Source organism: Corallococcus sp. AB045, from assembly GCF_003668895.1.
In the GTDB taxonomy this organism is placed as follows: domain Bacteria; phylum Myxococcota; class Myxococcia; order Myxococcales; family Myxococcaceae; genus Corallococcus; species Corallococcus coralloides.
On the sequence record NZ_RAWN01000007.1, the window covers coordinates 41,815 to 65,494 of the forward strand.

At 68.5% G+C, this 23,680-nt stretch carries 19 protein-coding genes; 6 read left to right on the top strand and 13 right to left on the bottom strand.

The window, feature by feature from the left end; genetic code table 11:
* Positions 1–100: 100 nt before the first annotated feature.
* Positions 101–616, top strand: a complete 516-nt coding sequence (locus tag D7Y21_RS02970) for a homoserine O-succinyltransferase (RefSeq protein ID WP_147469170.1) — start codon at positions 101–103, stop codon at positions 614–616.
* On the opposite strand, the gene D7Y21_RS02975 is transcribed toward D7Y21_RS02970, so the two are convergent.
* Genes D7Y21_RS02975 through D7Y21_RS02985 form a run of 3 tightly spaced genes read right to left on the bottom strand, consistent with a single transcriptional unit; the run spans position 609 to position 4,649 of the window.
* Entirely contained in the window at positions 609–1,379 is a 771-nt protein-coding gene (locus D7Y21_RS02975; RefSeq protein WP_121711111.1) for an NTP transferase domain-containing protein, read from the bottom strand. The two genes, D7Y21_RS02970 and D7Y21_RS02975, sit on opposite strands and share 8 nt — an antisense overlap.
* Positions 1,376–2,005 (bottom strand): gamma-glutamyl-gamma-aminobutyrate hydrolase family protein, encoded by a 630-nt coding sequence (locus D7Y21_RS02980; protein ID WP_121711112.1) that lies wholly within the window; start codon positions 2,003–2,005, stop codon positions 1,376–1,378. The genes D7Y21_RS02975 and D7Y21_RS02980 overlap by 4 nt, the downstream gene beginning before the upstream one ends.
* Positions 1,998–4,649 carry a PEP-utilizing enzyme gene (locus tag D7Y21_RS02985; protein ID WP_158627217.1) on the bottom strand — a complete coding sequence of 884 codons (2,652 nt, stop codon included), beginning with the start codon at positions 4,647–4,649 and terminating at the stop codon, positions 1,998–2,000. Before D7Y21_RS02985 ends, D7Y21_RS02980 begins: the two co-directional genes overlap by 8 nt.
* A 176-nt stretch (positions 4,650–4,825) precedes the next feature.
* Between D7Y21_RS02985 and D7Y21_RS02990 the strand changes: the two genes are divergently transcribed.
* Positions 4,826–5,614, top strand: coding sequence for a hypothetical protein (locus tag D7Y21_RS02990; RefSeq protein ID WP_121711116.1), 789 nt, complete (start codon positions 4,826–4,828; stop codon positions 5,612–5,614).
* A gap of 5 nt (positions 5,615–5,619) precedes the next feature.
* Here the strand turns inward: D7Y21_RS02990 and D7Y21_RS02995 are convergent, their stop codons facing one another.
* From D7Y21_RS02995 to D7Y21_RS03035, 9 genes are all read right to left on the bottom strand, one after another.
* A complete protein-coding gene (locus D7Y21_RS02995) occupies positions 5,620–6,609 on the bottom strand; it encodes a nucleoside-diphosphate kinase (protein ID WP_121711118.1) in 990 nt (329 codons plus the stop codon).
* A complete protein-coding gene (locus D7Y21_RS03000) occupies positions 6,606–8,306 on the bottom strand; it encodes an alpha-amylase family glycosyl hydrolase (RefSeq protein ID WP_121711120.1) in 1,701 nt (566 codons plus the stop codon). The genes D7Y21_RS02995 and D7Y21_RS03000 overlap by 4 nt, the downstream gene beginning before the upstream one ends.
* Positions 8,303–9,214 (bottom strand): nucleotidyltransferase domain-containing protein, encoded by a 912-nt coding sequence (locus D7Y21_RS03005; protein ID WP_121711122.1) that lies wholly within the window; start codon positions 9,212–9,214, stop codon positions 8,303–8,305. Before D7Y21_RS03005 ends, D7Y21_RS03000 begins: the two co-directional genes overlap by 4 nt.
* A complete protein-coding gene (locus tag D7Y21_RS03010) occupies positions 9,211–10,461 on the bottom strand; it encodes an aminotransferase class I/II-fold pyridoxal phosphate-dependent enzyme (RefSeq protein ID WP_120561487.1) in 1,251 nt (416 codons plus the stop codon). The genes D7Y21_RS03005 and D7Y21_RS03010 overlap by 4 nt, the downstream gene beginning before the upstream one ends.
* Positions 10,448–11,257, bottom strand: a complete 810-nt coding sequence (locus D7Y21_RS03015; RefSeq protein ID WP_121711124.1) for an ABC transporter permease — start codon at positions 11,255–11,257, stop codon at positions 10,448–10,450. Before D7Y21_RS03015 ends, D7Y21_RS03010 begins: the two co-directional genes overlap by 14 nt.
* Positions 11,254–12,225: an ATP-binding cassette domain-containing protein gene (locus tag D7Y21_RS03020; protein ID WP_121711126.1), complete on the bottom strand. Its 972-nt coding sequence runs from the start codon at positions 12,223–12,225 to the stop codon at positions 11,254–11,256. Before D7Y21_RS03020 ends, D7Y21_RS03015 begins: the two co-directional genes overlap by 4 nt.
* 370 nt (positions 12,226–12,595) lie before the next feature.
* The gene (locus D7Y21_RS03025) at positions 12,596–12,946 is read right to left on the bottom strand and encodes a hypothetical protein (protein WP_120561490.1); all 351 of its coding nucleotides are present in this window, start codon (positions 12,944–12,946) and stop codon (positions 12,596–12,598) included.
* Between the two features lie 54 nt (positions 12,947–13,000).
* Entirely contained in the window at positions 13,001–13,594 is a 594-nt protein-coding gene (locus tag D7Y21_RS03030) for a hypothetical protein (RefSeq protein WP_147443097.1), read from the bottom strand.
* 21 nt (positions 13,595–13,615) lie between these two features.
* Positions 13,616–15,208 carry a hypothetical protein gene (locus D7Y21_RS03035; RefSeq protein WP_147469171.1) on the bottom strand — a complete coding sequence of 531 codons (1,593 nt, stop codon included), beginning with the start codon at positions 15,206–15,208 and terminating at the stop codon, positions 13,616–13,618.
* Positions 15,209–16,017: 809 nt separating this feature from the next.
* Between D7Y21_RS03035 and D7Y21_RS03045 the strand changes: the two genes are divergently transcribed.
* On the top strand, positions 16,018–17,565 hold the full coding sequence (locus tag D7Y21_RS03045; protein ID WP_121711130.1) for a hypothetical protein: 1,548 nt from the start codon (positions 16,018–16,020) through the stop codon (positions 17,563–17,565).
* On the opposite strand, the gene D7Y21_RS03050 is transcribed toward D7Y21_RS03045, so the two are convergent.
* Entirely contained in the window at positions 17,541–18,086 is a 546-nt protein-coding gene (locus tag D7Y21_RS03050; RefSeq protein WP_233591367.1) for a DUF2378 family protein, read from the bottom strand. The genes D7Y21_RS03045 and D7Y21_RS03050 overlap by 25 nt on opposite strands.
* A 251-nt stretch (positions 18,087–18,337) precedes the next feature.
* Between D7Y21_RS03050 and D7Y21_RS03055 the strand changes: the two genes are divergently transcribed.
* The 3 genes from D7Y21_RS03055 to D7Y21_RS03065 all read left to right on the top strand — a co-directional run bounded on the left by D7Y21_RS03055 (position 18,338) and on the right by D7Y21_RS03065 (position 23,673).
* Positions 18,338–19,156: an SDR family NAD(P)-dependent oxidoreductase gene (locus D7Y21_RS03055; protein WP_121711132.1), complete on the top strand. Its 819-nt coding sequence runs from the start codon at positions 18,338–18,340 to the stop codon at positions 19,154–19,156.
* Positions 19,157–19,366: 210 nt separating this feature from the next.
* Positions 19,367–20,545 carry an efflux RND transporter periplasmic adaptor subunit gene (locus D7Y21_RS03060; protein WP_121711134.1) on the top strand — a complete coding sequence of 393 codons (1,179 nt, stop codon included), beginning with the start codon at positions 19,367–19,369 and terminating at the stop codon, positions 20,543–20,545.
* 20 nt (positions 20,546–20,565) lie between these two features.
* On the top strand, positions 20,566–23,673 hold the full coding sequence (locus D7Y21_RS03065) for an efflux RND transporter permease subunit (protein WP_120561498.1): 3,108 nt from the start codon (positions 20,566–20,568) through the stop codon (positions 23,671–23,673).
* The last annotated feature ends 7 nt before the right edge of the window (positions 23,674–23,680 follow it).

The window sequence follows — 23,680 nt, forward strand, 5'->3', positions numbered from 1 at the left end:
ATGGGCCTACTGTCAGGGGGCCTGGAGTAGAACCGGCGGCGCACGCTGTCAGACCGCGAGGGCATGCTTCCTTCGACGGACACCCGAGCGAAGGACGTTCATGGCAACCCTGAAACAGCTGGCGTTCCGGATGGCGCGTACCCCTGCCTCTGGCTCCCTGGTGCGCTTCGGCTTCGCGCACGCGGACCGGCTCCTGCCCCTCACCTCCGTGGACCGCTCGGAGCAGGCCGCCATCTACCGCCACCCGCGTCCCGTCTACGGCACCTTCCACCACATCGCCGTTCCCCTGCGCGGCGTGCCAGATGTCTTCGCCCTGGCACACCCGCGCCACGCCGGACTTCGCGCGGACCTCTTCGCGCTCATCGCCGGAGCGCGGCAGCGGGCCCCTGCTTCGGTGCTCGTCAACGCGGGCCCCCGGCAGGACGTGGGCCAGGTGCACTTCCACCTCACGGACGACACGCCCTTCAGCGACGCCGTCCGTTCGGAGCACCTCACCTGGCCGGACTGGGACGAGGCCGTCCGTGCGCTGACCTTCGTCCCCGACATCCAGGAGCGCTACCGCGCTGGCTTCTCGCTGCTCCAGGACGCCGGGGACCCGTGGGTGCGCCTCATCTGACGGCCGTGGGGGACCAGAAGCCCGCCAGTGCTCCCGAAGCGTGGGCCTCGGTGTAGCGGCGCAGGTCCTCCGCGTTGTCCGCCTCCAGCCAGCCGGATGCGATGCGCACGGCGTGGACCGCCACGCCCTCGGAGATGAGGTCCTGGAGGAAGGCCGTCATGGAGATGTTCCAGTAACGCGGGTCCCTCGCCACGCGCTGGTCGAAGCGCTCCAGGAGCGAGTGCAGGACGCCGGGCCCGAACCGCAGCAGCCCGATGTATTGCCCCTGCACCTCCTCCACCGAACGCACCCGCGAGCCGATGTCCACGATGCGCTCGTCTTCCAGGCGCAAGGACTCGCAGTCCGTCGTGGGGTCCTCCATCCGCAGCTCCCAGAGCCGGCGCCACTGCGTGTCGATGGCGACTTCGACGTCCCGGGACGCAGAGAGCATCCGCGCCAACACCTCGTGCGAGAAGACGATGTCCCCATAGGAGACGAGGACCGGCTCCGTGCGGGACACCACCGGCAGGCTGAAGCGCAGCGTGGAGACCATGTTGCCGGTGGTGTAGGCCGGGTTCACCACGACGCGCACGTTACGCCCCGCTCCGGTCAGCTCGGGATACGCGCCAGCCATCACCGTGACGTCCACGCCGAAGTGCGCGTAGACGGCCAGCTGATGGTCGAGCAGCGGGGCTCCCGCCAGCTCCACCAGACACTTCGGCCGGTTCGCCGCGAGCGGCCCCATGCGGGTGCCAAGGCCCGCTGCAAGGATGATGGCTTTCACGGTTCGTACGCCTCCATGGATTCGAGGACCGAGGAAAGGTGATGGGGCTCCCGCTCGGGGTGCCAGAGGACGCCCAGCGAGCGCCGCTCACGGTTCGCGAAGGCCTCCACCGCGCCGTCCTCCGAGCGCGCCAGGACGTCCCATCCGTCAGGCATGGAGTCCTCCGCCACGCCCCAGTGGTGGAAGCTCGCCACCTCCGCGGGGCCCCGCCACGTCTGGGCGAGTGGACCCGTCAGCGCGTGGCGCGCGCGCACGTGGCCTTCGACAGGCACCAGCCGCATCCCCGCGAAGCGCGCGAGCATCTGCGCGCCCCGGCACACGCCCAGCACCGGCGTCCGCGTCCGAGCGGCGAGCGACAGGAGGACGGACTCCGTCTCGTCGCGCGCGGGAACGCAGTCCGGTCCCGTTCCCGGAGCGTCGTTGCCTCCACTCAGGATGACGAGCCGTGGACGGAGGGCTTCGAACTGGGCCGCGGCCGCGGCGGCCACGTTCACCACGGGGAACGGCACCCAGCCGGACTCCCACAGTCCCGAGGCCCAGGAGTCCTCGAGCGCATCCCGCACCTCCGGACGCCCCGGGACACGGTCGCTGCGCTGGGTGATGAGGGCCACGCGGCGCTCACTCATGGACGAGCCTGCGCCCCCCGCAGTCCAGCGTCATCACCCGCCCACCCGACAGCCGCCGGAACTGCTCCCGGCCCACGCCGATGGCGGCGGGCAGCTGCAACTCGGTGCAGCGCACCGCCATGTGCGAGTTCGCGCCCCCGTACGCCGTGACAATGCCGGCGACGCCCAGCGCGAGCAGCCCGTCGTAGCCGGGGTCGGCGCGCTCCAGCAGCACGATGTTGCCGCGCACGCTCTCCGGGTCTGGCAGCCCGTCCGCGACCAGCACCGGCGCGCGCACGCACGCCTTGGTGACGAACAGGGGCTGCTCTCCACTGCTCACGTGGAAGAGCAGGTGCGACGTGCGCGTCAGGATGTCCGGCAGCTCGATGAGGTTGACGGCGGAGGCATGCTCGCGGGCCTCCTCCACGGCGTCGCGGCACCACGACCGGGCTTCAAGCGGAGGCAGCGCCAGGGCGGTCTCCACCTGCTCCAGCGACAGGTGCGCCAGGTCATCCCGGCTCAGCCCCAGCGGCTCGCCCCACGCCGCGAGGTGTTCGAGCACGCCACTCAGCGTCTTCGTGAACACGTGCTTGCCGTACTCGCGCCCCGCGATGCCCGCGCCCAGGTGCGCGAGGAACACCTCGCTGGTCATCGACAGGCCGGCGCTCCGGAGGCCCGCGCCCAGGCGCTCGTGGAGGCTCCGGGACAGGGGCGCCTCGTGCCTGAACGGTTCCTCCGCTCCAGAGATGAGCGGGCCGAAGTAGCGCTCGGGATCCGCGCCATAGTGAGGCATCCGGATGTCATAGGTCCCGGGGCGCAGGTGCCCGAACTCCGCGACGAGCGCCTCCAGGCCCAGCTCGCCCCTCCGCACGCGATGCGCGTCCGCTTGCAGTTGTCCCGCCACCGTCCGGATGCGCTGGAGCACCTCGCGCTGCTCGCTCGAATTCATCACGCCTTCGCGCACGAAGCTCTTGAGCAGCGCGGTCACCACGAACGCCGTCCGCGCCAGATGCGCGAAGGGCAGGGTGCCCAGCTTGCGCAGGCGCGCGAGGATGGGGCCGAGCCCGCCCTCGAAGCCGGGCGCGAACGGTTCCGCCCGCAGCTGCTCCACCTGCTCCACCTGCGCGGGCAGGTCGCGAAGTCCGTGGAGCGTGATGTCCCGCAGCGTGGTGGCCAGGGCGTCCAGCTCGCCTGCATCCAGCGAGGACGCGTAGAGCCTCCGGAGCCGCTCGCGCAGGCCGAGGCTCGCGCACGTGTCCGCGATCTCGAACTCCACCTTGTCGTGCAGCTCGGGGGCGCTGGCCAGCCGGGCCAGTTGCTGGGTGACCAGGACCTCCGCCACGCGCGCGGGGGTGACGGCCGGGATGAAGGAGTTGAGCGAGGCGCGCACGTCCACGTAGGTGTGCCCCGCGAAGTCGCGCAGCAGGGGAGTGCCGCGCAGGTCGCGGTACCCGTAGGCCGCGCGCTGCTCCGCCCAGGTCCGGTCCGTGATGAGCCTGCCGTAGAGCGTCCTCGCGAGCGGAAGTGGGCGCCGGCCAATCATCTCCGCCGGGTTCCAGTCCGTCATCGTGCTGTAGACGGGGCCGTCTCCAACGACGGGGGCCTTGGGCCGCAGCAGCGCCTGGTGCGCCGTGCAGGCATCCGCCAGCAGCATCGCCCGGCGGACCTCGCCTCCCTCCGGCAGCGACGAACCCTTGGCGATGGGCCGCACCTGGAGGAGGTGGAAGTCACCGCCCGCCAGCGCGAACTCGATGTCCAGCGCCTCCACGCCAATGAGCTTCACCAGCTCACGCCCCACGCTGACGACGCGACGGAGCGAGTCCGGCAACAGGCCCCGCGGCACGCCGTGCTCCACGTACGCGGACGAAGGCTTCTCCAATGCGCCGGACGTAATCTGATCCGTGCGCCCGCTGGAGACGTCCGACGCCACCACCCAGTACGAGGCCAGCGTCTCCGGGTGCCGCGCCATCAGCACGCCGCTTTCGCTCACGGGGTGGACGTAGGACTGGAGGAAGACCTTCTCCTCCCTGGCACTCGGACCGTACGACTCGAACACGTCTGAAATGGCGCTGCCCACGGCCTCGGCATCACCCGCGTCCAGGTCGAGCACGGAGAGGAAGCGTCCCGCGTTCGACGCGGTCCACGCATCCTCCGCGGAGCAGGAGGAGCGCACCACGACGCGGTCGTTGCCGAAGCGCTCCCGCACCCGCCGGAGCACCGCGTCCCGGTCCCGGGTCCAGTCCACGCTCCGCACGATGTGCGGCGGGGAGATGCGCCACGGCCCGTGCAGCTCCGAAAGGACGTCGAGCGTGCGCGCCTTGTCCCCCAGCACGAGCCGGCCCACGGGGGCCTGGGGCTCGCTGGAGACCTCGTCGTCTTCCAGCTCGAAGCGCGCCACGTCTCCGGCCTGGGCAAGCCTGTCCGCCACCTCGTCCACGTCCCAGCCTTCCATCGCCGCACGTACCACCTGGGTCCTTCCGACGATGAAGCGGCACTCTCCCCGCCAGGTTGCGATGATGGCGGGGGCCGCCTGGAGCCGCAGGCGGAGCGCGCGCGGACGCGGGAGCACCGTTCCCTTGAACACGAGCGTCAGCGGCACGCCGTCGTACGTCTGGGCGAGCGTGTCCAGGACGCGCTCGGCCCAGGCCCGCATGGAGGCGTGCACGGGGCCTACGCCACGGATGCGGCAGTCAGGAGGATTTCCAATCGGAGGGGTGGGGCGAAACATCACGGCTTCGCATTCCAGGGCTGTCACGGGCGACCTCGCACGAGCGGACGTGGGGCATGGCGCGTGCGCGGCATCGCATTGTGGCCTCTGCCCACGTGTGGTGGATTCGATGCATGAGAACCTTCGCCACGGATGAGCGGCTGGCGTACCGCCGCGCGGGCAATGAGCTTCAGCCCCGCCCGTCCGAGGACCATGTCCTCTCCTACGAGTACCGCTTGATGCAGCTGCCGCTGGTGCGGCCCGACCACCCGGAGGTCGTGCCGTTCGACCTCAAGGCCGGCTACGACTGGCTGGGCACCTACCGCGCGCCCCGCGTCTCGCTGGTGGGCTTCGTGGACTTCGGCGCCTTCGCGCAGAGCCCCCAGTTCAACCGCTTCATGAACGCTGTGGCCATGACCGCCGCGGCGCGCAAAATCGCCTGGGACATCGTCGAGCGGCGCAAATACAGACACCACTTCACCATCTGCAACGGGCTGCATGAACGGATGCTCATCGCGGACATCGTGCCCTTCGTGAAGCAGCGGCTGGAGGGCTTCCCGCGCTTCCGCATCCAGGTGAAGGGCGGCTGGTTCTGGGGCAAGAAGAACGGCCGCATCTACTTCCCCGTCTACCCGGAGCTGACGGATGGCCCGAACCCCGTGGACCACCTCACCGAGGTCCAGACGCGCCTGGGCCACTCGCTCCACCCGGGCTTCTACATCGGCTGTCTCCAGCTGATGGACCACCTGCGCTTCAACTCCGAGCTGGACGTGCACGAGGCGGACGAACTCTTCGACGTGCTGAGGCGCTTCCGCGAGACGACCATCGTGGAGCTCGACGTGACCGAGCTCTCCATCCTGCGTACGCACGACGACCTCATCCTCAAGAGCCGGGTGCTCGAACGCGTACCGCTGGCAGGGTGACGGGGTCATTCGAACTCCTGGAGCGCGCTGCGCAGGAGCACGCGCTCGTAGGCGTTGCGGACCAGCGCCCCCAGCGGGCCGATGAGTCGAGTGAGGTCCGTCTCGCGGTACAGCGCCGGGTGGTGGAGCAACTCCAGCACCGTGGCGGCGAGCGCCGGCTCCACGCGGTAGTCGAACATCCCGGGCCGGCGCGGATGCGAAAGCCCCGCCTGGACCGCGTCGTTCACCAGCGCCGCCTCGCGGGCCACGACGCGCAGGTACACCTCGCGCGACGCCGAGGGCTCGAAGCGGAGCCCCTCCAACTCGCTCGCAGCCTCGCGCCACGGCGAGACCAGCTCCTCCGGCAGGGGCGCGACGAGCTCCACCTCCTCCGCGAGGCGCAGGCGGAGGTGGACCAGGAACTCCATGGGCGAAGGCCGCCATGCCCGGCCCACGACCGCCCCCGGCAGCTGCTGGATGGCGGAGCTCGCGCGCCGGGTGGGGCGCCCCTCCGACTCCAGGAGCATGCGCAGCTCACGAGGATCGAAGGCCGTGGCGGCCTCTTCAATCATGGCGCGCGTGTCGTCCGAGGAATGCATGAGGCTCAGCGCGCGCGTCGGGGCCTGGAGCTGGCTGCGCAGGTGGTGCGGTGAGCGCTTGTGCGGATTCGCCGACCCCTTGAGCGACTTGAACGCCGCGCAGGCCGACCGGCTCGGGGTGCGGAGGATGAGCGCGCAGGAGGACTCCAGCAGGTACACCTCGCTGGGCACGGCCCACGTCTTGTCGAGCGCGATGGGCCGGTTGGGGCTGTACACCGCCTCGATGCTGCTCTGCGTGTACTGGACGAAGCGCCGGTCCACGACGCGGAAGCCCTCGCGCTCCAGGAACGCGAGCGCCTCCTCCGCGAGCCCGAGCCCGATGGCGTACGGGTCGAAGAACGTGAAGACGAACTCCTCGCTCCCCGGACGCGAGCCGAAGGCCTCCACGAGGCTGGACACACTGGCAGCGTTTCTCATGTGAGCTCTCCATTCCCGGCTTCCACGAGCCACAGCGCTTCGGAAGGCGCGAGCAGGACGTCCCCCTGGCCCTGACGCCCGCCGAGCAGGTCCGTCCACTTCCGCAACGGCACGGAGACGGACACGGGGTCCACGCCGAAGTTCACGAACACGTGCAGGGGCTGACGGGCATGGCCTCGCGCCAGGTGCAGGACCTGGGGCGCTGGCAGCCGCGCCTCACAGCCGCTGTCCTCCCGCAGCGCGGGCGTCCGGTCGCGCAGGCGGATGAGGCCCAGCAGGGACTTCAGGATGCGCGTGTGCACCGGCTGACGGACCCGCGCACGCAGGGCCCCATCCGAGTACCGGTGCCGGTTCGCGGCGCGAGGATTGGAGGGCTCGACGCCCACCGCGTCCGGCAGCCCGAACAGCGTGGGGAAGTAGAGACAGGGCGTGGCGGGGAGCGCGAAGAGCAGCGCGTGCGCGGCCAGGTAGCGCTCGACGTCGAGCCCCGCCTCCGTGGAGAAGATGCGATGCAGGGAGCTGTTGAGCTCGTACGGCCGGGGTTCGCCCCCCACGTCCGCGTGGGACACCCGGACCCCGGCGCGCTCCAGCCGCTCCATCACCCGCCGCAGGGTAGGGGCAGCCAGCGGCGGATCCATGGGACGCAGGTGCACGCCGTCATGCGTCTGGAGGAAGGCGTAGCCGTCACGGACGTGGGCATCTGACGCGGACGCGTTCACCCACTCCACCAGCGGACCGCCCTCGCCCGCGAGCGCCGCCGCGAAGACGAGCAGCGGCACCGCGAGGTGGTTGTCGTGCTGTGCCAGTTCCTCGCCCAGGTAGCACCGCTCGCCCGTGCGGTGGTCCGTCTCCGCGAGCAGGCGCACCGACGGGTCCACCAGGTCGGCCACGGCGCGCAGCGCGCGCACCAGCAGCTTCGCCTCCGGCTGGTGCGGCCCTCCGGGAACGCGCTTCCACACGTGGGGAATGGCATCCAGGCGCACGACCCGCGCGCCCGCCTCCACCAGCCGCAGCAGGGTCCCCGCCATGGACAGGAAGACGTCCGGCGAGCCGTGGTTCAGGTCCACCTGTGCGCGCCCGTACGTGCACCACGCCCAGACCGCGCGGGTCCCCGTGTCGAAGCGCTGGAGGATGGAGGAGGTCCGCACCCGCGTGCCCCATTCGATGGCCCGCGGCTCGGAGAAGAGGTGGAAGTCCCCTGGCCGTCCCTCCCCGCGCAGCACGTCCCGGAACGCCGGGTGCGACGTGGACACGTGGTTCATCACCAGGTCGAGCATCAGCCCGCCGCTCACCTCCGACAGCCGCTCCAGGTCCTCCCACGCCCCCAGGCGCGGATGCACGGCCTGGTGGTCCACCACCGCGAAGCCGTCATCCCCGTCCGACACATAGGGCGGGAGCACATGCAGCAGGGCCGGCCCCACGCCGCCCACCTCCTCAAGGAGGAAGCGCCGCAGCGCCGCGAGCGGAGCCATGTCCCCATCGAGCACGTGGTCCGGATACACGGCGATGACCGCGGGCCGCGCGTCCACCGCCGCGCGCCCGGGCCGAAGGCACGCGCGGACGCCCTCCGCCGCCTGGGTCAGCTCCCGGACGAGCGCCTCCGCGCGCTCCGCCCCGTAGAGTTGTCCCAGTGCGTCCCCCAGCCGCGTCCTCGCGGGAGCGCGGACCGGGTGAGCCGTGTATCCGGAGGCGCTCATCCCTGGTGCTCGAGGACGTAGTCGATGCTGCCCTGGAGGAACTCCACCGCGCGCGCCAGCTCCGGCTCCGCCGACATGCGTTGGGCCATGCGCTGGTGGAGTGCTTCGATGCGCGTGAGGCACCCGCCCAGCGGGCCCGTCGCGCAGTCCGCGTGGAGCAGGAGCCCTTCCTCGAGCAGGCCCCGGTCCACCTCACCCGCGGTGGCCATCGCCTTGCGCGACTCGATGAGCAGCCACTTGCGCGCCGCGCTCGTTATCCCCAGGGCCGCGAGGATGGAGACCAGCGCCTCCTCCACCGCGATGCGCGCCACGTGCCGGCTGGACTCCTCGCTGACGGCGCGGTGGCTGATGGCGTCCTCCAGGTACTCGTGGACCTCCATGAAGTGCCGCACGGTGAGGTAGGTGGGCAGCAGCTCCACCAGGAACTCGTCCCGCCAGCTCGCGACCAGGCTCGGGTTCATCAGCGGCAATCCCACGCGCAGCCGGTGCAGGAAGCGCAGCTCCGGGCCGTCGATGATGGGGATGAACTTCAGCTCGGACGGCTTGTAGAGCGCCGGCGCGATGGCCGTCATCCACGTCATGATCTCCGCGACGCGGCCGCGCTCCGCCAGCTCGATGTTGACCTCGATGCCGTCGCAGTACTGGAGCGCTTCACTGAAGCGGCTGTTCTTGAAGCGCACGCCCTCCTTCGTGGAGATGAGCGACGTGCGGTGCGGCACCAGCACCATCAGGTCCACGTCCGAGCTGGGCGTGCCATTTCCGGCCGCGAGCGAACCCGTCAGCAGCACGCCGCACGAGGCGGGGTCACTGACCAGCTCCGACAGGATGCGTTCAACGTCCACGCCATGGGCGCGAAGCGTCTGCATGGTGAGCGGTTGACCACTGGAAAGCTGATGTGTGCGCTTCATGATGCCACCTTCCCCAGTCCCGTATGGGACAGCTGCAAGTCCGAGAAAACGTCCGCGCACGCGTCCGCGACGGTGCGCACCATCTGCTCCTCATGCGTCCTCATCACGCTCAGGCGCAGCAGGCCGTGGCCCGCGGGGACCGCCGGGTGGATGACCGGGTTGGCGTAGATGCCCCGGTTCCACAGCAGCCTCCACGCCTGGAGCGTGTCGAAGTCCGCGCCCACCTCCACGCTGACGATGGGACCGTCGGACGGAATGGGGCGCAGCCCGCGCTCCACCAGCGCCTCGCGCAGCGAGCGCACCCGTTCCTTCAGTTGGGCCACCAGCCCCGGATCCTCATGGAGGATGCGCAGGGCGGCCAGGGCCGCGGCCACGGAGGCCGGCGTGTTGGCGGCGGTGAAGAGGAAGGGCCGCGTGAGGACGCGCAGCGCTTCAATCTGGGCCTTGTCCCCGATGATGGCGCCGCCGCAGGAGCCCAGGCTCTTGGAGAAGGTGATGGTGATGAAGTCCGCGTCCTGGACGACGCCGTCCTCCTCCACGGTGCCCAGCCCCCGCGCGCCCACCGTGCCCAGGCCGTGCGCCTCGTCCACGACGAGCGCCAGCCGCGTCTCCCGGCACACCTCCAGGAACCGGCGCAGCGGGGCCCGGTCTCCGCGCATGGAGTAGACGCCCTCCACGACACAGAGGCCGGAGGCGGTGTCGTCCTTCGCCTGGGCCAGCAGGTGCTCCGGGTCGTTGTGGCCGAAGCGCTTCATGTTCGCGCGCGCCAGCCACACGCCGTCCAGGACGGAGGCGTGCATCTCCTCGTCCACCCAGGCGCGGTCATTGCGGCCCAGGAGCGAGCTCATCAGGCCCAGGTTGGCGCCGTAGCCGGTGGAGAACACCATGGCGCCAGTGCGGCCATAGAAGCGCCGCAGGGCTTCTTCCAACTCCTCGTGGAGTGTCAGGTTGCCGTTGAGCAGGCGCGAACCCGTCACGCCCGCGCCCCAGCGGGCGGAAGCCTCCTGCGCGGCGGCGATGACGCGAGGGTCGTTCGCGAGCCCCAGGTAGTTGTTGGAGCCGAAGTTGAGGATGTCCCGGCCCTCCATGCGGGTGATGGGGCCGGTGGCCGACTCCACCCGCGTGAAGTAGGGGAGGCGGCCAATGCGCTTGCCCAGGCGGGCCTGCGCCACGCGCGGGTCCCCGAGCAGCCGCTGGATGACGGGCGCCCGAGGGCGGTCCGCCGTGTCTTGTTCAGGTCGTGTCATGTTTTTGGTCCCGGAAGTCGAACGCCAGACTCGCGGCGGTCGCGCAGACAGCGGTGAAGGTGAGGATGACGGCGGTGCTCTGGAGCACGACGCTCCAGCGGCCTGCGCCGAAGGTGGCTTCGTTGAGCGCGCGCAGGGCCCAGTAGTGCGGCGTGGCGTAGCCGAGCGTGCGCGACCAACCCGGCAGGGCTTCGGTGGCGACGATGGCGCCACCCACCGCGCTGAACGTCACCAGCACCAGGTAGGAGAGGTTGGAGAGCGTGGCGGTGCTGCGCGTGATGGCGAAGAGGAGGAAGCCCAGGGCCGAACCGCTGGTCACCAGCGCCGCGCCGGTGAGGGCCACCTGGAGGACGTTGCCGTTGAGCGGCAGGCCCAGGAACACCGCCGCGAAGCCCGTGAAGAGCAGCAGCTGCACGAAGGACATCGCGCAAGCGGGCAGCACCTTGCCCATGGCGAACGCGAGCCGGGAGGGGCGGATCAGCGCCTGCCTGCCGTCGGTGTGGTACCAGAAGTCCCGGTAGAACGCGTGACCGGAGTAGGTCACCACCATGTAGCTGAACATCACCGCGAAGCCGATGGTGGCCCGGCCCATGGCGCCCGGAGCCGTGTCGAGCCCCGACACACCCGGGCCCAGGATGGCGGAGAGCACCGCGGGCAGGATGAAGATGAACACCATGGCCGTGCGCTCGCGTGCGAGCACCCGCCACTCCGTCAGGGCGTAGCAACGCACTACGTTGACAAAACCCGCCACGCCGCTGGGAGCGGAGGGGGCACTGGAAGCGATGTCGTGATTCATGGCCCCTCTGACTCCCGAGCGAAGGCGCTCAGGGACGGGTCCCTCAGCAGGATGTCGCGGAGCCGGTTGCCGGACAGGCGCAGCTCGGACAGGTGGACATCGGAGGGGACCTCGCCCAGCTTGGAGCGGACCTCCTCCAGGCTGCTGGTGGCGAGCGTGAGTTCCCACGATGCGTCGGGACGCGCGCCACGCAGCGACAGCGTGCGAACCTGATTCGACAGCACGGTGCCCAACTCCCCCAGGTCACGAGTCTTCCCGTCCCGCAGCAGCACCAGCTCCGTGGACAGCTCCTCGATGTCCTCGGGGTAGTGCGCGGTGACGAGCACCGCGGCGCCCTCCTCGCGCCACGCGCGTACCCGGCGCACCACCAGCTGGCGGGCTTCGAAGTCGAGCGCGACGGTGGGCTCATCCAGCAACCGGATGGGAGGCGCATGGACGAAGCTCGCCGCCAGATGCACGAGCCGCCGCTGCCCACCCGACAGGTGATGCACGCGCATGCGGGCAATGGGACCCAGCGCGAACTCCTCCAGGGTCCGCGCGATGGCGGCCTTCGCTTCTCTGCGCCCCAACAACAGCCGGGCCAGGTGCCCGACGTTCTCCTCCACCGTGAGCACGGGATAGAGCGCGATGGCCTGCGTCGCGAACCCGATGGCGCGGCGGGCGTGAAGCCCACCCACGTCGAGCCGCACCGAGCCTCCCGTCGTTCCTCGCACGGTGCCGGTGAGCGCCCCCAAGAGCGTTGTCTTGCCCGCGCCATTGGCGCCGAGCAGTCCCACGGATGTTCCCCCCTTCAAGTGAAGGGAGACATCGCGGAGTACGGGCGTCCCCTGGGGAAAGGCGAAGGAAAGCCGCTCCGCGGAGAGCAGGGCGGTTCCTTGCGCGGACCCCATGGACTGACGAAGACGCCCAGGTGTTTTGATCGGATCCTGAAATGCTGGTTCTTCAGGAAAGGTGATTTTGTCGGTCATCGTCGGGATGACCTTCTACAGATGCGGTCTGACATCCAGCGTCAGCGGTCGGCGTCGAAGATGACGCGGCCAAACCCATCACGGAGCCTTCGTTGAAGGCCTTTCCAATCTCATACGTCCTGCTCGCCTCCGCGGTGCTCAGCAGTGCCGCATGCAGCAAGAAGGAGGAGCCTGCTCCCGCGCCGGAAGTGAAGGCGGCGTCAGCGGTTGAGAGCGGCACGGTGACCCAGGCGGTCGCGAAGCCGGCGGGCCCCGCGACCAAGTCCCGCCTGCTTGGGGGAGTCCCAGTGGCCTCGAGCTCAGTGCAAGCCACCACGGGGACGCCGTTGTCCAGCAGCCCCTGGTGCCGCCGTGTCGCGCTGCGGCTGCCTCAGCCGGTGATCGAGCGCGCCGCCGCCGCCGCGTCCGTCGCCACGTTCAGCAGCTGCGTCACGAGGGCCTGCTGTTTCGTGACGGATTGCAGTTGCGCGACGACACTCTTCATCTGCTGAAAGGCGTCATCACTCACGAGCCCCAGCTCGCTTGCGTTCGCGGTGAGCGCCACGATGCGCGCCTGTATCGCGTCGCGGTCCGCGCGCAGCGTCGGAAAGCGCAAAGCGATCATCGCGCGCTCGCCCTCCGTTACATCGGCGTCATCGATTCGATCCGCCAGCAGATTCACCGCTTTGTAGATGCGGATCCACGCCATCCCCAGCTCATTGAGCTTCTCGTCGACTGTCATGACCTCATCTCCCTTGTCGTAGGCATGCCACTGTCGTTCTATGCTCCGAGCACGTCACTTGGGCCGCGTGAGAGGGGCGCTCGCGTCCTTCAGGGCTTCCGTCTGCTGTCTCTCCTGAGCGAGCGCCGCCTCCGCGGCCTCCTTGAGTTTCTTGAACTCCCCCTGCGTCTTCGAAAGGTAGTCGGCCATGAACTTCGCCTGTTCGGCGATGGACTGCTCCTGCCCCAGCGCCGACAGCTTCGCGACCACCTCGTTCAGCTTGTCCTGGCGGATGGCCACTTTCGTGTTCGCTTCGGCGAGGATCATCCGGTGTTGCTCCGCCTGCTTTTCGAGCGCATCGCTCACCTCCGCGGCGGTGTTCGTCGCGGCCAGGAGTTCCGCGAACACCTTCTGGCGCTTCTCGTCGCCCGCCACCTTGTATGCGGCGATTCGCTGGTCGACCTCCGCCCGGAGCCGCGCGTCCGTTGCCTCCTGGGCGTTCATCAGTGCCTGCCGCTCACGCACGACTTCCCGCCGCATGTCGACGAAGGCCTGCTCGCTTTTCTGGAACACCTCAACTGTCCCGGCGATGCGGACCTCGGGCCCTACGCCACCGCAGCCCATCACCACCAGGGTGCATCCGACCAACATCCATCGAGTGCCAATCATCGTCCCACCTTGGGTCAGGGGTTAAAGAGCCGTGGCGAGGCCAACCGCGGTGAAACCTGCGATCTCCACGAGGAGGCGCGCCAGGTCCTCTGGTTTCACGCCGCCTGCATGCCTCTCCACCACGGCATTGATTGGTACCGCCAGGACGTTCTCCCACTGCCTGAGGGCAACAGCGGAGAGATCGAGCGCCTGCTGATGGAGGTCACCGTTGAGTTGGACCAGGGCGACACGTGCCCGTCGCTCACCGACGGACCATGAGTTCCCGTAGTGAATGAGCGCGGTAGCGAGATCGATCTTGCAAGTGCCGCTCGCCTCTTGGAGTGACTCCATCAAGGAGGGTTTGGCCGTGGCACAGGCACGCGCGGGGCCCGCCGCAATCCGTCGCGCCTCCAGGAGCAGGCGGAGCTCATCCCCAAGCGCCTCGATGCGCGTCCGAAGCAGGGTGCGCTGCCGCTCCGCATGCGCCAGGCGGGCATTGGCTGCTTCTGTCAGGCCCCGCAGCCGCTCCGCTTCAAGCAGTAGGACGGGCAGCCGCTCTGCTTGCTCGAGCTTGTCGATGTTGATCGCCGTCACCAATGCTCGCTCGATACCGCTCTTGTCCGCCGGCTTGCCTTCGAGGATGTGGTTGATTGCAAGGACCACTGCGTCGTACCGCGCAGCGGCGTCGGCGGCTTCTTCGGGGAGGTGCGTGTTGCCCTTGGCGGTGCCAAGCAGTTCGAGCTTCGTCTTCACGTTCTCCAAGGCCGTCTTGGTGTCGCTCTCCTTGGACACCGCTTCATTGTAGGCAGCGAGGGCCGCGTCGAACTCTTGCTTGGCCGTCTTCGCGTTCGTGGATGATTGATCCAAGCCAGTGGAGAGCGCATCGAGTTCACGCTGCGCGTCCGGGATGAGGCCGGTGTTTATCTGCGGTGGCCTGGTGGCGAGCTCATCGGTGCAGTCGGTGACATAGATTTGAGCCATGGGGATTCCCACCTCCCCGGGGCTCGCCTTGGAGAGTGGGGCCTTGAGCTCTTCGAGTCCGCTCGTCGAACACGTCAATGGCAGCGCGGAGAGCCCTCGCGACTTGCGCGTGAGGTTGATCATTCGCGCCAAATCCTTGAGCGAGGCTTCATTGCGTGCCCTCTTGTTCTGGAATTCCACATAGGCATGCACCTGGCCGAGCACGGATGCTTCGGCGCATGCCACTCCGTCAGTCGAACCCGTGAGGCATTGGTGTTGGACCGACAGGAGTCGCTCAATGCGAAAGTCGATGTCGCACAGCAGGCTGCCAGCCTTGCCGCCGCTCCACTTGGGACTGCACTCGCCGTTGCCTCCGCCACCTGCCAGTGGCTGCCCCAGGATCAGCGTGAGGGCATTGTCGCGCTCAACGTCCACGGAGCGCCGTACGGCGGCCAGTTCCAGGTCAAGCATCTTCTGAGACAACTCCCGCTCATCATTGAGCGCTTCGCTCAGACGGGCCTCTCTGAATGATGCTTGCATTTGCTGCGCCACCGCGTGTCGCCCGGCATGGTAGCAGCCCGTGGAGCCCAGCAATAGCGCAGCGAGCAGGACGGGCCACGGCCTCCTCGTGGTTGCGATTTCATCGCGTACTCTCTCGACCGAATGACGATGCATGACTGCCTCCTCTTGGGTTCCCAGTCGCGCTGCTGCAGGCTCAGACGGAAAGCATTGGCGGGCACATCGTACGGGATATTCTCCTGGAGCGCTGTGCTCCGCGTCAATCCTCTGCGTCCATGGTTCGATGGGTAGGAATTGACTTTGCAATGCCGAGTCGAAGAACTGGATGAATGACGCGGTCCGCGCTGCCCCCCCAGTGTCAGGGACGACGAAGCGCTGCGAGGGCAACGCTCCTGATCCCCTTCATTTCACTGCTTCCTTCACGTCCAGCCACTGCGCGTCCATCAGCTTCGAGGGACGTCTGCTTCGCGCTCGGGACTTCGTCCCGTGCGTACTGCATCAGCAAGCCCCCGTCGTCAGGACTGCCCGTCTGCCGGTTCACGGCTGCCTGGTGGACCTCGCGTAACACTTCGTTCTGCCTGGCCACCGGGTGCCCCAGAATCTGGTTCCCATGAGCACCTCTTCACGGAGGGAAGACAGGTCACTGTCGGCAGACCAGGCGTCGTCGTCACTGTCCAGGCCGAGGAACATCATCGGTGTGCCGGCATGCTCGGGGCCGCTTGTCCCTGGGGCGAGCTCTGGGAGACCACCGGCTTTCGTGGCCCCCGCTGGAAGTGCACTTTCGGTCGACTGCTCTGTCAGCGCGAGCAGGCACGGCCGTGCGAGCTTGAGTACGCACTCCTCAGAACCTTGCGAAGGCGTCAGTTGTCAAAGTGCATGGGAACAAAAGACAGGGAATAAAGGATGTCGCCACCATGCCGAGCACCCCGGATTCAGACTCTGCCGGAGCATGCGACGGAGGTCATATGCGTCTTCATCTCTTGCTGTTCACCGTGATGCTGTCCGCGTGCGCCTCCCAGGGGCCCGCGTCACGTCCGACCTTCTTCACGCCGCATGTGGCGGCAGTGGCTCCCTCCACCCCTTCCGAGGACTACGGCACCGCGCATCCGTTCCTGCTCCTGGACTCCGCATCGGACGGGCGGTGGATCCTCGCCTGCCAGGCACGAGAGGACACCAACGGCGATGGGCGCATCGAGACCGTCTTCGGCTACCACGGCAATATCGTGGGTGACGCGCTTCGCCCGTACCTCTTCCTGGAGCCCGGAGCAGGCATCCGCATCGACGAGGTGCTCGCCGTAGCTCCCACGGGACGCTTTCTCGTCCTGGTCCGTGACACCACGCTCTGGCTCCTCGACGTGGAGGCCCGCGAGGAGAAGGTGCTGGCCTCGGAGGTAATACCTGACACGACGAGCCCCCAGCCTCCCCTCCGCGCCAGCTTCTCCCGGGATGGCCTGCGGCTTCTCTACCTGCGTCCCGAGGCCGGGCGCCCTGTCGCCGTCGTGCGAGACCTGCTTCAGGGGACCGAGCGCGTGCTTGATGCAGGTCGCGGCCTGATTGGGCAGGTCCTGCTGGATCCCTCTGGTCAGTGGGCGGTGTTCGACGTGGTGGAGGACACGAACTCGGACGGAAAAGAGAGCTGGCCCCAAGAGGACACCACGCTCGCATCCGCGACATGCCGGGGGCCGGTCAGCTCCAGCTCGCACTTCGGCTGGGAGGGAGACACCCCCGTGCGCCGCTACCGCCGGCTGGAGGGAGGCCCGCTCCTCCAGGGCGACGACATCCTGCAACCCATGGGTGAAGGAATGCTGCGGCGCGCTCCGGACCGCTCCATCATTCTCGAACATGCGGATGGACGCCGTGAGACCTGGGTCCCATCGAGCTGCAACGCAACCCTGGTGTTCGCGGACGCGGTGCACGAGCAGGTCGTAGTGGTATGCGAGACACAGCCGGAACTTGGCCCCGTGGAGTTGCACGGCGCCAGGGTTCATCAACCCCTGGGTTGGCGGGTCTCTCTCCCGTTTTCGGACAGGTACGTCGGCTTGTCCGGAAGCGACGGAAGGCTGTTGTCGTTGTTGGCTTCTTCCGAGCCCGGGCCTTCAAAGGCGGTGGACACCGTCATTGACCTGAAGCAGCGCACCGTTCGAGTGGTGCCCTTTGGGGATTTGGTGGCGTCCCTGGGGGCGCATGCCCTGCTGCAGGAGCGCGTCAAACCCGTTGAGCCCGATGGCCGGTGGGGAGAACGGCTGTGGCTCTGGAACGTGGAGACGGGGTTTCCACCGAACGTCTTGAGCGAATCGCCGGACTCCGGCTTGCTCCGGGCAGGCGACACGGTGCTCATCATGGGGAAACGGATTGATCTGCGAACGGGCAAGGTGCTGGGGGAGGCCTCCGAGGCTCTGGCGCTCGATATCCAGGGGCGGGTGCTGCGCCCGATTGAACCGAGCTCGCCCTTGTCCGGTCCTGTCCGGTGGGAGCCCGCGCTGAAGACTTACGAATCCCAGCGCACGCGGTAGGAACAGGCGTGGCCGTTGAAGTCGAAGGGCTCCACGCGGATGTTCTTCGCGCCGGCCCGGGTCAGCCCTGCTTCGATGATGCCCATGTGGTAGCCCGGGTTGCCGTTGCACTCGCTCACCTTGATGGTGTGGTTCGCGCGGCCGTGGGTGATGAGCTCGGTCTTCAGGTAGTTGTTCACCGTGGCGAAGCTCTCCTGCATGCGGGAGAGCACCCGGTCGGGCCCGAAGATGGGCCACAGGGACACGAGCGCCTTGCCCAGCAGCGTGTGCTCCAGGCCTTTGATGACGGCCATGCCGAGCTGCCGGTAGCCTTCATTCGCGTCCACGTCCGGGTACAGGTGGCGCGCGGTGATGCCCAGGGCCTCCGCGAAGACGTGGCGGGGCGTGTGGTGCGGGATCTTCTCATCCAGGTCCAGGCCAATGGCCCGCAGCCGGTCCTTGAGTTCCGGCGTGAGGCGCGTGCCCACGGAGCGCAGGAAGAGCCCCTCGATGGCATGGCGGTAGACGATCTCTTCACTCAACGCGGCACCCATCCCATGCGTCGCCCCAGGGCGGGGCGGGACGTGCTGGATCATCCCTGGATTGTCCCTGCAATGCACACGGGCGCGGGGCCCGCCTGCTGGGCATCGGCGAGGCCAGGGTGAGCCGCGTCCTTCGGCTGTACGGGAGACAGGGGACGTCGTGCCGCGGCCGACGCCCATGACCGTGCCGTTCGATTCGCACGCGCGGTGAAGTAGGTTCACACCCGTCCGCGAAGCACACAGGAGCCACCATGAAGCTGATATCGAGCAGTGCCATCGTGACGGGGTCGGGCCAGGGCATCGGACTGGGAATCGCCGCGCGCCTCATGCGGGACGGAGCCAACGTCCTTCTCTTCGGGCGGACCCGGGAGAAGGTGGAGGCGGCCGCCGGAGAGCTCAACCGGATGATGGAGGGGCACGCGCGGGCCGTGCCCTTCGCGGGCGACGTGGTTCGTGCGGAGGACGTGGCGCAGGCCATTGAGGTTGCCACGCGTGAGTTCGGCCTCCCGGGGATCCTGGTGAACAACGCAGGGTCGGCCACCCTCCGCCCGCTCCTTGAGTTGCCGGCGGAGGAGTTCGACCAGATCCTGGCCATCAACCTCAAGGGGCCCTTCCTGTTCACCCAGGCGCTCGCGAGGGCGCTCGTCGCCGCGAAGCAGCCGGGCTCCATCGTCAACATCTCCTCGTTGAATCAGACGGCCGTGACGGATGGGCTCGCCCACTACTGCGCCTCCAAGGCGGGGCTCGCGAACTTCTCGAAGGTCGCGGCTTCGGAGCTGGGGCGGTACGGCATTCGTGTGAATGTCGTGGCCCCGGGCGCCATCCGCACCCCCCTGGCCGAGGGTGCCGGCCTCATGAAGGGCGCCATGGGGCGGGAGTTCCTCGCCCATACGCCGCTCGGAAAACCGTGTGGCGAGCCGGAGGACGTGGCGAAGGTGGTGTCGTTCCTCTGCAGCGACCTCGCGTCATGGATCACCGGTGACACCCTCGCCGTCGACGGTGGCAATCACATTCGCGGGCTGCACAGCTACGCGGACACACTGGGCCTCACCCGTCCCGTGGAAGGCTGAGTCGTCCGCCGCCTGGCTGCTCCGGCACATCCAGCACGAGCCCGTAACGGGCTCGTCACGTGGCCGCTCGAAAAAATCGCACCCCAGGCCAACCCAGGGAGTGGTCACAACCTGAACAGATTTTCAAGGGCGCAAACGCACGGCGGTTCGGCTACAGGGCGGCGAATTCCCTGACACGGCTGCTCCCGCCAGCCGGTTCGAGTGCCCACGATGCATGCCCCTTCTGCTGAAGTGCCTTCGTCCTCACCGCCCCGCGCCAGCCGCCTCAAGCGATGGATCATCGGCGTGGTGCTCCTGCTCGCGGTCTTCGCGGGGCTCGTCGCCGTCAAGGCGGGCCAGATCGTCTCGATGATCAGCGCCGGTGAGACCTTCGTGCAGCCGCCCGAGTCCGTCACGTCCGCCCAGGCGGAGTCCTTCGGCTGGCAGGGGACCCGGAGCGCCGTGGGCACCGTGATGGCGCTTCGGGGCGTGACCCTGAGCGCGGAGCTGCCGGGCGTCGTCAACGACATCCGCTTCGAGAACGGCGCTTCGGTGAAGAAGGGCCAGGTGCTCATCCAGCTCGACACCTCCAGCGAGCAGGCCCAGCTGGCCGGCGCCGAGGCCGACGCGGAGCTCTCGCGGCTGACCCGCGAGCGCGCCGAGAAGCTCAACGCCCAGGGCGCCAACACCCAGTCGGACCTGGATGCCGTCCGCGCGCGGGCGCTCCAGTCCTCCGCCACCGTGGCCCACCTGAAGTCCCTCATCGCCAAGAAGACCATCCGCGCTCCCTTCGATGGCCGCATCGGCATCCGGCAGGTGGAGCTGGGACAGCTCGTCTCCCCGGGCAACCCCATCGCGTCCCTGCAGTCCTCCACCCCCGCGCTCGTGGAGTTCCAGCTGCCCCAGCAGGCGCTGGCCCAGGTGAAGCAGGGCCAGAAGGTGCGCCTGCGCGTCGACGTCTTCCCGGGCGAGTCCTGGGAAGGCGACCTCACCACCATCAACCCCGAGGTGGAGCTGTCCTCCCGCAACGTGCGCATGCGCGCCACCGTGCCCAACGCGGACGGCCGGCTGCTGCCCGGCATGTTCGTCAGCGTGGAGGTGCTCTCCGACGCCAGCGAGCAGGTGGTGGCCATTCCCGCCACCGCCGTGCTCTTCGCCCCGTACGGTGACTCGGTGTTCACCCTCGCCGAGGGCAAGGACGCCGCGGGCAAGACGGCCCTGCTGGCGCGGCAGCAGTTCGTGCGGCTGGGAGAGCGCCGGGGTGACTACGTCGCCGTGACGTCCGGCCTGAAGCCCGGGCAGACCGTGGTCAGCAGCGGCGTCTTCAAGCTGAGGAATGGCGCGAGCGTCGTCGTGAACAACGCGCTGGCGCCGCCCATCGAGGTCGCTCCCCAGCCGGTGAACCCGTAGGGACGCAAGAAGGCGAACCCATGAAACTCACCGACCTGTTCATCCGGCGCCCGGTCGTGGCGCTGGTCGTCAACCTCATCATCATCATCGCCGGCCTGCAGGCCCTGCGCTCCCTCAACGTGCGGCAGTACCCGCGCAGCGAGAACGCCGACATCACCGTCACCACGGTCTACGTCGGCGCCAACGCGGAGCTCGTCCGTGGCTTCATCACCACGCCGTTGGAGCGCGTCATCGCCGCGGCGGACGGCATCGACTACGTCGAGTCCACGAGCTCGCAGAACATCTCCATCATCCGCGCCCGGCTCAAGCTCAACTACGACGCCAACCGCGCCCTGAGTGAAATCAGCGCCAAGGTCGACCAGGTTCGCGGCGACCTTCCGCCCGAATCGCAGGTGCCCGTGATGGGCATCGAGTCCGCGGACAGCCAGTTCGCCATCGCGTACCTCAACTTCACCTCCGACTTCCTCGAGCAGAACGAGCTGTCCGACTACCTGGTGCGCGTGGTGCAGCCCCGGCTGTCCTCGGTGGAGGGCGTGCAGCGCGCGGACATCCTCGGGGCGCGCACGTTCGCCATGCGGGTGTGGATGAAGCCGGACCAGATGGCCGCGCTCAACGTCAGCCCCATCCAGGTCCGCCAGGCGCTCGCCACGAACAACTCGCTCGCCGCCGTGGGCCAGACGAAGGGCTCGCTCGTGCAGGTGAACCTCACGGCGAACACGGGCCTGCGTTCCGTGGAGGAGTTCAAGCAGCTCATCGTCCGCAAGGATGGCGGCGCGGTGGTGCGGCTGTCGGACGTCGCGGACGTGGTGCTCGGCGCCGAGGACTACGACACCGACGTGACGCTCAACGGGGAGACGGCCGTCTTCGTCGGCATCTGGTCGCTCCCCAACGCCAACTCGCTGGACGTCATGCAGCGCATCCGCAAGGAGATGGACTCGCTCAAGAAGGACCTGCCCGAGCAGATCCACGGCGGCGTCGCCTTCGACGGCACGGACTACATCCAGAACGCCATCGACGAGGTGGTGAGCACGCTCGGCGAGACGCTGCTCATCGTGGTCGTGGTCATCTTCCTGTTCCTGGGCTCCGTGCGCTCCATCCTGGTGCCGGTGGTGGCCATTCCGGTGTCGCTCATTGGCACGGTGTTCCTGATGCAGGTGTTCGGCTTCACGGTGAACCTGCTCACCCTGCTCGCGGTGGTGTTGTCAGTAGGCCTGGTCGTGGACGACGCCATCGTCGTGGTGGAGAACGTGGAGCGCCACCTGCGCGCCGGACTGCGCCCGGTGGACGCCGCCATCAAGAGTGCGCGCGAGCTGGTGGGTCCCATCATCGCCATGACCCTCACGCTCGCCGCGGTGTACGCGCCCATCGCCTTCCAGGGCGGCCTCACGGGCTCGCTGTTCCGCGAGTTCGCGCTCACGCTGGCCGGAGCGGTGACCCTGTCGGGCGTGGTGGCGCTGACGCTCTCCCCGATGATGTCCTCCGTGCTCCTGAAGGCGGGCCACGAGGACAAGGGACTCGCGGGCGTCATCAACCGCGGCTTCGAGCGCCTGCGGGCCGCGTACGCCCGCACCCTGGACAGCTCGCTGCTCGTCCGCGGGCCCATCTACGCGGCGTGGATCTTCCTGAGCGTGCTCGCGCTGATGATGTTCAACCAGTCGGCCCGGGAGCTGGCGCCCGTGGAGGACCAGGACTTCGTCATCGGCATCATGAGCACGCCGTCCAACGGCACCCTGGATCAGCTGAAGCCGTCGGTGACCAAGACGAGCGAGTTGCTGATGGAGATGCCGGAGTCCAGCTTCAACTTCCAGATCGTGCAGCCGAGCAATGGCTTCTGGGGCCTGGTGCTGAAGCCGTACAAGGAGCGCCAGCGGACCACGGCGCAGGTGCTGGCGGAGGCGCAGGAGCGGGTGAACACCATCCCGGCGGTCCAGACGTTCACCCTCCAGCCCCCCGCGCTGCCGGGCGGTGGCAACTTCCCGGTGGAGTTCGTCATCGCCTCCACGGCGGAGGCGGACGAGCTGCTGGGCTTCGCGCAGCAGCTCCAGGAGAAGGCGACGCAGAGCGGGATGTTCGCCTTCCCGCCCATCATCGACGTGAAGCTCGACCAGCCCCAGTCGGAGCTCGAGGTGGACCGCGAGAAGGTGGCGCAGCTGGGGCTGAACCTGGGGACCGTGGGCCAGGACCTGGGGTCCGCCGTGGGTGGCAACTTCGTCAACCGGTTCAACATCGCCGGCCGCAGCTACAAGGTCATCCCGCAGGTCCTGCGCTCCTCCCGTCTCACCCCGGAGCAGCTCAAGGACATCCACGTCACCGGTCCCGACGGCAAGCTCGTGGCCCTGTCGGCCATCGCGTCCATCAAGGACAAGGTGGCGCCCCGGTCGCTCAACCGCTTCCAGCAACTCAACGCCGTGAAGCTCAGCGGCGTGGCCATCCGTCCACTGGACGAGGCGCTCACCTACCTGGAGACGGAGGCCGCGCGCATCCTGCCCGCGGGCTACCGCATCGACTACACGGGCGAGTCCCGGCAGTTGCGCACGGAGGGTGACTCGTTCGCTCCGGCGTTCGGGCTGGCGGTGGTGTTGATCTTCCTGGTGCTCGCGGCCCAGTTCAACAGCTTCCGGGATCCGCTCATCATCCTCGCCGGGTCGGTGCCGCTGGCGCTCTTCGGCGCGCTGGTGACCACGTTCCTGCGGATGCCGAACCCGATGATGCCGTACTTCACGGACAGCTTCACCACCACGCTCAACATCTACTCGCAGGTGGGGCTGGTGACGCTGGTGGGGCTCATCGCGAAGAACGGCATCCTCATCGTGGACTTCGCCAACCGCCTCCAGGAGGAGGGCAAATCGAAGCTCGAGGCGGTGAAGGAAGCGGCCTCCGAACGGCTCCGTCCCATCCTGATGACGACGGTGGCCACGGTCGCGGGCCACTTCCCGCTCGTCCTGGTGTCGGGCCCGGGCGCGGCGGCGCGCAACAGCATCGGGCTCGTGCTGGTGACGGGCATGGCGCTGGGCACGCTCTTCACCCTCTACTTCGTGCCGGCCATCTACCTGCTCATCGCCAAGACGCGCACGGTGGCCGTCAGCGACGCGTCGGAGCTCCAGCAGGCGCCCGACGCCGCTGCGTAGAGGCGGG

What these genes read in the sequence shown, in the direction of transcription:
- D7Y21_RS03060 (WP_121711134.1), top strand. Translation starts at nt 19,367, where the DNA reads ATGCATGCCCCTTCTGCTGAAGTGCCTTCGTCCTCACCGCCCCGCGCC.
- D7Y21_RS03000 (WP_121711120.1), bottom strand. Translation starts at nt 8,306, where the DNA reads ATGAGCGCCTCCGGATACACGGCTCACCCGGTCCGCGCTCCCGCGAGG.
- D7Y21_RS03025 (WP_120561490.1), bottom strand. Translation starts at nt 12,946, where the DNA reads ATGACAGTCGACGAGAAGCTCAATGAGCTGGGGATGGCGTGGATCCGC.
- D7Y21_RS02990 (WP_121711116.1), top strand. Translation starts at nt 4,826, where the DNA reads ATGAGAACCTTCGCCACGGATGAGCGGCTGGCGTACCGCCGCGCGGGC.
- D7Y21_RS03045 (WP_121711130.1), top strand. Translation starts at nt 16,018, where the DNA reads ATGCGTCTTCATCTCTTGCTGTTCACCGTGATGCTGTCCGCGTGCGCC.
- D7Y21_RS03055 (WP_121711132.1), top strand. Translation starts at nt 18,338, where the DNA reads ATGAAGCTGATATCGAGCAGTGCCATCGTGACGGGGTCGGGCCAGGGC.
- D7Y21_RS03010 (WP_120561487.1), bottom strand. Translation starts at nt 10,461, where the DNA reads ATGACACGACCTGAACAAGACACGGCGGACCGCCCTCGGGCGCCCGTC.
- D7Y21_RS02970 (WP_147469170.1), top strand. Translation starts at nt 101, where the DNA reads ATGGCAACCCTGAAACAGCTGGCGTTCCGGATGGCGCGTACCCCTGCC.
- D7Y21_RS02980 (WP_121711112.1), bottom strand. Translation starts at nt 2,005, where the DNA reads ATGAGTGAGCGCCGCGTGGCCCTCATCACCCAGCGCAGCGACCGTGTC.
- D7Y21_RS03015 (WP_121711124.1), bottom strand. Translation starts at nt 11,257, where the DNA reads ATGAATCACGACATCGCTTCCAGTGCCCCCTCCGCTCCCAGCGGCGTG.
- D7Y21_RS03020 (WP_121711126.1), bottom strand. Translation starts at nt 12,225, where the DNA reads ATGACCGACAAAATCACCTTTCCTGAAGAACCAGCATTTCAGGATCCG.
- D7Y21_RS03035 (WP_147469171.1), bottom strand. Translation starts at nt 15,208, where the DNA reads ATGCATCGTCATTCGGTCGAGAGAGTACGCGATGAAATCGCAACCACG.
- D7Y21_RS02995 (WP_121711118.1), bottom strand. Translation starts at nt 6,609, where the DNA reads ATGAGAAACGCTGCCAGTGTGTCCAGCCTCGTGGAGGCCTTCGGCTCG.
- D7Y21_RS03065 (WP_120561498.1), top strand. Translation starts at nt 20,566, where the DNA reads ATGAAACTCACCGACCTGTTCATCCGGCGCCCGGTCGTGGCGCTGGTC.
- D7Y21_RS03005 (WP_121711122.1), bottom strand. Translation starts at nt 9,214, where the DNA reads ATGAAGCGCACACATCAGCTTTCCAGTGGTCAACCGCTCACCATGCAG.
- D7Y21_RS03030 (WP_147443097.1), bottom strand. Translation starts at nt 13,594, where the DNA reads ATGATTGGCACTCGATGGATGTTGGTCGGATGCACCCTGGTGGTGATG.